Below are 6,000 nucleotides of genomic sequence, written 5' to 3'. Positions count from 1 at the left end.
GCGCTGTCTCTTATACACAAGTTTACGGACATTAAAAGTTATGATCTAATAGGTTAAATTTTCTAATGAAACGTAAAAACAATGAGCGATTTAAATGCTGCAGAGTGGGCGCAATTGATCTTCGGAGATACCGACTTAGGCGACCCAAGAAGGACAAAACGACTTACGAAATTAGCAGGTAGTATGGCTCAAAATGCTGGTGAATCAGTGGTAAAAGCAAGCGGTGATCCAGCAACGATTGAAGCAGCTTATCGTTTCATCCGCAATGATAATATTGTTCCAGAAGTCATCGCAGAAACTGGGTTCAATCATACATGTGAAGTAGCCAGGGAATGTACAGATGTTTTGGCCATACAGGATACAACAGGGATAAGCTTTAAACATAATAGTCTGTGCAGTGAACTTGGTGATGTTAGCTCTGCGAATACTGGCAGCAAATCAGCTAAAGGACGCAGTCTATATGTCCACTCTACTTTAATGCTAGATGCTGAAAATGAACAAATCATAGGGCTCGCTAACCAGAAATACTGGTTCAGAAAAGAGAAAGTGGCTGGTAGTAAACCCGAAAGACAAAGTAGACTATTCAAGGATAAGGAAAGTTATCGATGGAAAGAAAGCTTTGATGCCGTCAAACAAAAAACAGGTCAAGTTACTAATATTATTGATGTTTGTGATAGAGAAGCCGATGTTTATGAATACTTAGCTTATCATAAAATGAATGGGCATCGATTTGTGGTTAGAGCAAAAGAAAATAGAAAGCTGCTTGACCCGCTTACTAATTTAAACGAGCTATTAAAGACAACTGAAAGCAAGTGCAGTTATAGCGTCGACGTTAAACAAAAAGGAGGCCGGTCGGCGAGACAAGCTAAAATGAAATTGAGCTATCAAACAATCAATATCAAAAAACCACAAAGAGCGGTTGGTGAACCAGCACTGCCTATCAACTTAATTATTTGCCAAGAATATAATAAAGAAGAAAGTGAACCGTTATGCTGGCTTCTCTACACAAGCGAGCCGTTATACACTTCCGAAGATGCTTTAAAAGTCGTTAGATATTATGAATTAAGATGGCGCATAGAAGAATTTCATAAAGTGTGGAAAACTGACGGTACTGATGTTGAAGGATTAAGATTGCAAAGCCTTAACAATTTAAAAAGAATTGCCGTTATTCAAGCCTTTATTGCAGTCAGGTTAATGCAGTTGCAGGAATTGGCACAGAATAAAGAAACAGCTAAAACAATAAGTTGTACCGTTCATGTGCAGGACAAAACATGGAAAATACTTTGGTTGAAAATAGAGAAAAATAAAGCAGTTCCCAAAAAAACTCCCTCATTACATTGGTTTTATTATGCAATTGCCAAGCTAGGAGGTTGGTACGACAGTAAAAGAAACGGCCGAGTTGGTGTCAAAGCAATGTGGCAAGGCTGGCTAAAACTTGCTGAAATGATGGAATCCATTGCAATGCTAGAGTCTCTTGATGACTTGTGATCAAGAGACAGCGCAAAGCGCGGGAATGCGGTATTTTCATCTAACGAATCTGCACTAAGCCTGCGGCTGTTTTTTAAACTGTATAAAGCTTAATGCTGACAATATGCTGAAGAATGCCGGGTCGCTCCATCCAAAACCGACAAAGACCCCCGTTAGCCCTGCATACACTGTAATAAAAACACCGAGCCCGTTTAAGATAACTAATGCTAGAAACAGATTTTTAGCCAGTTTGCCAGGTTCAATATCACGTAATAACCAGCTTATAGCTGCAATACCGCCAAGAAATATTGAAGTGTGCTGCGATAGAAAATACGCATACTGATCATTAATTTCCACTCCATACATAGGCCACATAATACTCGGCATAAAAAATAACGCTAAAGTGAACAGCGTATAAATACCGCTGTGTGCAGTTAAAAAAAATCTGTTGTTCATAACTTTATCCTTAAGATTCGATTAGCGGTGCGTGATTGATATGAGACAGCGTTTTATTCATATCAAAAATAACCCCTCTTACATCTGAAATGCCCATCTTCTTTAAACGAGCCGTATGCATTTCCAGATAGGCTTGCGCACTCTGCTCGTCTGCAAACAGGTAAATGCCGCCGCCAAGCTGCTTTGCTTCATTTTCAGTCCAGATCTTCCAGATCATGCCTGGTTCATTGTTTATTGATTGAGCCAGTTCAGTAAGCATAGTCGCCATCTCTTTACCAAATGGACCTTCAAAACTAAAATCGACCTGTAGTAATTTCTGCATCTTTGTTCTCCAATAATATTACGTTGTTTTGTTTAACTTGAGAGTTATGTTTGAACTGTTTTTCAACACTTCTCTGGCTTAAGTGCAATAATACCTATAGAAATTGAACATAAAAGTTCATAATATTGCGCATTTATGTGGGGAAATTCGACCATGAGGCTAAAAACGACTCTGGATCAATGGCTAACATTGTATGAAATTGATCGTGCCGGCAGCATTCAGGCTGCCGCGGTAAAATTAAATAAAAGCCATACCACGCTCATCTACGCGGTTAAAAGGCTGGAAGAACAGTTAGGCATTTCGCTGGTGAAGATAAAAGGACGCAGAGCCGTACTCAGCGATGACGGCAAATCGCTGCTTCGTCGAGCTGATACCATGCTGGAACAGGCACGTGAACTTGAAGAGATAAGTACACTGCTTGCTAAAGGCATTGAGTCAGAAATAACTATCGCCATTGATCACCTTTGCGACCGCAGCTGGTTATATCAGCCCATCGCTGATTATTTAAAACAAAACAGCAGTACTTCAATCCAAGTGATTGAAACCTCACTGTCTAAAACAACTGAAATGGTTACCTCTGAACAAGCTGATATTTCTATTATCACCCTGCCGATCACTAACTACCCTTGTGAGGCATTCGGCATTGTTACTATGCTGCCGGTAGTCGCTAAAACACACCCACTGGCGGACAAACAGCCCCTGTGTTCTGCGGACTTTACAACAACTAGTCAAATCGTGGTTAGAGACCTGGGCTGTGATGCAAAACGAGATGTCGGCTGGCTGAAGTCCCGTCAACGAATTACGGTGGATAATTTCGATCACGCCTGGCAGGCCGTCGAACAGGGAGTCGGTTTTTGCCGCTTACCCGAGCATCTCTTAAACAGTAGAAATACCGACAATATTGCTATTCTCAACGTAGAGAATGCACAGCAATACCAGGTGCCGATGCACTTAACCTTAGCAAAAGGCGCAAAAACCGGCCCGGCGGCAAAATGCCTTTATCAGCTGCTGATAGACAGCAAAAACAACAGGTGATGTTGTAAACATTATAAAGCATCAGGTTTTATCTAATGCTGCATCTGCGTAGCGACAGCAAAGCGGGTCCAGGCATTGATCATAATGATCTGCATCATCACCTGCGCAAGCTGCTTTTCACCTAAGGCCTGCGCAGCCGCCTGGTAAGTTCTATCACAAACCCCTTGATCTGCAACTAAAGTCATTTGATCGGTTAATGCTAATACTGCCTGCTCCGTTTCATTAAACAACGGCGATTCACGCCAAGCCGCTACTGCAAACAGTTTGTTGGTTTCAATACCACCTTCTAATGCGGCTTTACTATGCATATCAATACAATAAGCGCAGTTATTGATAATAGAAGCGCGCATTTTTATCAGCTCTTTTAATTCAAATGCTAAATCAATTTCAGCTAAATAGTGTTCAATGCCCATCATAGCGTTTAAGGCCTGCGGCTGTACTTGTGCGATTACGATACGTTTGCTCATGGTTATTCCTCAATAGTAATAAATAAATGTAGTTAATATGTTCAAGTCAATAAATCACTTTGTTGTGATAACTAGATTGTGCATAATTGCAGTTAACTGTGGAATAACCAGCAAAGCTAAAACAGCTTTGCATAAAACGCGAAGGTGAATCGTGTTAGAGTGGATAAGGATTTTTGAGCAGGTGATTATATCGGGCAGTTTTTCTCAAGCTGGACAAGCGCTGAATATGGCGCCCTCTTCCGTTGCGCGTAATATTGATAACCTTGAAGTAAAGTTACAAACCAGCCTGTTTAAACGCAGTACTCGCCAGCTTATTCTTACTGAAGAAGGCGTCTATTTCCGCCGGCAGGCAATAAAGTTGTTAGATGACTCTGAACAGCTGTTAACGCAAATGCGAGGTACTCACCAGGCCCCTGAAGGTCTGCTGCGAATTTCCGTGTTTGAAAGCTTTGGCAATATAATTATCGCCCCATTGTTAGCAGAGTTTTTAAAACGTTATCCCGCCATTAAAGTAGAGTTAGACCTGGATAATAAAGTGGTCGATCTTAACAGTGAAAATATTGATATTGCGATACGTATTGGGCAGCCGTAGGACAGTAATTTAAAAGCACGTCGTTTACTCACTAATTACACTTCACTAGTAGCGACACCCGCTTATTTACAACAACATCAAAACATAACAAAACCGCAGGATACGGCTTTCCATAACTGCTTATCAATCAGCCATGAACGACAAACTACGCAGTGGGCCTTTCAGCAGAAAAAACAGCAGCAGGTAGTCAGTGTCACGGGAAACTTCACTTCAAGAGGCGGCTCGGCTTTATTAAATATGGCCCTGCAGGATGGCGGGCTATTATTGTTATCGGACTGGATGGTTAACCCTTATATTGATAAGTAGCTGCTGATCAAAGTATTACCGAACTGGCAGGTTAATTACGCCCGTCACCGCCATATGGAGATCTTTGCAATTTATAAAGCAAGCCACTATCCCAAACCGCATATTCGTGTTTTTATTGATTTCTTAGTGGAACAGTTACAAAAATCCGGCATGGCAAACTAGAAATTAACAAATTCGAGGACTTTCCCTGTGTTCTGCTGGTTTTATGACAACCAGAATGCCTGCTAAACAGCAGAAATAGCGATGCTGATAGACAGTAAAAACAACCGCTGGGGTTATAACAGTTAAGGAGTAATAGGATCCGTTTTCTGACTTGAGCAGGTTCAGGTAGTTTACCCACCGTGATTCTGTTTTTAAGCGGTGTAGATTTTTGGTCAATGAAAAACGCGATTAAATTTTTTTGTTATTTCTGTACGATGAAATAACCTGCATCCTGGGAGTATTTGACCTCTATGCCAAGAATATTACTCCACCGTTTGACCTCTTGATCAAAAAAATCACTGCCCTGTAAATATTGAAATGCACGCTGCCAGTTTTTAATAAGATCAGCGCTGGAGTCAGGGCTGAATGCCATATAGCTTGTAGAGTCTTTTATCAGCCAAACCATTTTAATATCGGCGATCTTATAACCAAGAGATTTTGCAATTACATAAGCTTCAAGATCTGAACTTACCCAATAATCAACGCGCCCTCTCATCAACATCTGCAGACCTTGTGAGTGGTCAGCAAGCTTAAGTACATTATGTCCTTGCTTTTCTAAAAGTAATGACCGCCAGTCACTGCGCATTGCCGCAATGTAAGTTTGTGATGACTTGATGATCTCCGCCGCTGGAGCCTGGTGATCAGCCCGTGAAAAAACACCATGTTTTCGCGTAGAAACCGGGCCGACGAAGCTGAAACCTAATGCTTCCCGTTCTGCAGTTTTGCCTGCTGTAAATATAACTATATCGGGTGTATGCAATGCGATTCTATAAGCACGGCTCCAGGGATATACCTCTATCGGATTGTTCCAGCCTAGATGATCACGAATGGCTTTTACTATTTCCGTTGTTGTCCCGGTGAAACTACCTGCATAGCTATAATTGGTGGGTGGTTCCGATGAGGTCACGAATCTCGGTTCCGCAAGCGAATTACTCGGCAGTACTAGTGAGAACAAGACAGGTAAGGCTATATAGGAAACTCGAAAATGTCGTTTTAGTTCAATTGATCTGGTCATTGAAACTACCGCCGTAATACTTTTTTATATTATCAGATTAGCTCAAACTGCCTTTACTGGTTAAGTTTACAAACTTATAAGTTGTTTGATAATCAATGGAATTGAGCAGCCTCCTTCAATGTATTAATTATTTAATTCG

The 6,000-nt window shown here is 41.2% G+C and carries 6 protein-coding genes and 1 pseudogene; 3 read left to right on the top strand and 4 right to left on the bottom strand.

Annotated features, from left to right (window positions below; translation table 11 throughout):
• The first annotated feature begins 81 nt into the window (after positions 1-81).
• Entirely contained in the window at positions 82-1,488 is a 1,407-nt protein-coding gene (locus tag G327_RS0113805) for an IS4 family transposase (RefSeq protein WP_019615382.1), read from the top strand.
• Positions 1,489-1,542: 54 nt separating this feature from the next.
• Here G327_RS0113805 and G327_RS0113800 read toward each other — a convergent pair whose 3' ends face one another.
• Together G327_RS0113800 and G327_RS0113795 are read right to left on the bottom strand one after the other, a co-directional pair.
• Entirely contained in the window at positions 1,543-1,923 is a 381-nt protein-coding gene (locus G327_RS0113800) for a hypothetical protein (RefSeq protein WP_019615381.1), read from the bottom strand.
• A gap of 10 nt (positions 1,924-1,933) precedes the next feature.
• Entirely contained in the window at positions 1,934-2,245 is a 312-nt protein-coding gene (locus G327_RS0113795) for a monooxygenase (RefSeq protein WP_019615380.1), read from the bottom strand.
• Positions 2,246-2,398: 153 nt separating this feature from the next.
• Here G327_RS0113795 and G327_RS0113790 point away from each other — a divergent pair, with 153 nt between their 5' ends.
• Entirely contained in the window at positions 2,399-3,280 is an 882-nt protein-coding gene (locus G327_RS0113790) for a LysR family transcriptional regulator (protein WP_019615379.1), read from the top strand.
• 32 nt (positions 3,281-3,312) lie between these two features.
• Here G327_RS0113790 and G327_RS0113785 read toward each other — a convergent pair whose 3' ends face one another.
• Positions 3,313-3,747, bottom strand: a complete 435-nt coding sequence (locus tag G327_RS0113785; RefSeq protein WP_019615378.1) for a carboxymuconolactone decarboxylase family protein — start codon at positions 3,745-3,747, stop codon at positions 3,313-3,315.
• Positions 3,748-3,898: 151 nt separating this feature from the next.
• Here G327_RS0113785 and G327_RS25690 point away from each other — a divergent pair.
• Positions 3,899-4,645: pseudogene (locus tag G327_RS25690) on the top strand (LysR family transcriptional regulator).
• A gap of 403 nt (positions 4,646-5,048) precedes the next feature.
• Here the strand turns inward: G327_RS25690 and G327_RS0113775 are convergent.
• Complete coding sequence (locus G327_RS0113775; RefSeq protein WP_083938522.1) at positions 5,049-5,861, bottom strand: substrate-binding periplasmic protein; 813 nt, start codon at positions 5,859-5,861, stop codon at positions 5,049-5,051.
• Positions 5,862-6,000: the final 139 nt, after the last annotated feature.

The sequence above is a fragment of the Psychromonas ossibalaenae ATCC BAA-1528 genome, assembly GCF_000381745.1.
GTDB classification, from domain to species: domain Bacteria; phylum Pseudomonadota; class Gammaproteobacteria; order Enterobacterales; family Psychromonadaceae; genus Psychromonas; species Psychromonas ossibalaenae.
This window is presented reverse-complemented; position numbering and strand designations above follow the sequence as displayed.

Excerpts from the sequence above, each read along its gene's own strand:
- G327_RS0113805 (WP_019615382.1), top strand. The coding sequence starts at position 82 with ATGAGCGATTTAAATGCTGCAGAGTGGGCGCAATTGATCTTCGGAGAT.
- G327_RS0113800 (WP_019615381.1), bottom strand. The coding sequence starts at position 1,923 with ATGAACAACAGATTTTTTTTAACTGCACACAGCGGTATTTATACGCTG.
- G327_RS0113795 (WP_019615380.1), bottom strand. The coding sequence starts at position 2,245 with ATGCAGAAATTACTACAGGTCGATTTTAGTTTTGAAGGTCCATTTGGT.
- G327_RS0113790 (WP_019615379.1), top strand. The coding sequence starts at position 2,399 with ATGAGGCTAAAAACGACTCTGGATCAATGGCTAACATTGTATGAAATT.
- G327_RS0113785 (WP_019615378.1), bottom strand. The coding sequence starts at position 3,747 with ATGAGCAAACGTATCGTAATCGCACAAGTACAGCCGCAGGCCTTAAAC.
- G327_RS0113775 (WP_083938522.1), bottom strand. The coding sequence starts at position 5,861 with ATGACCAGATCAATTGAACTAAAACGACATTTTCGAGTTTCCTATATA.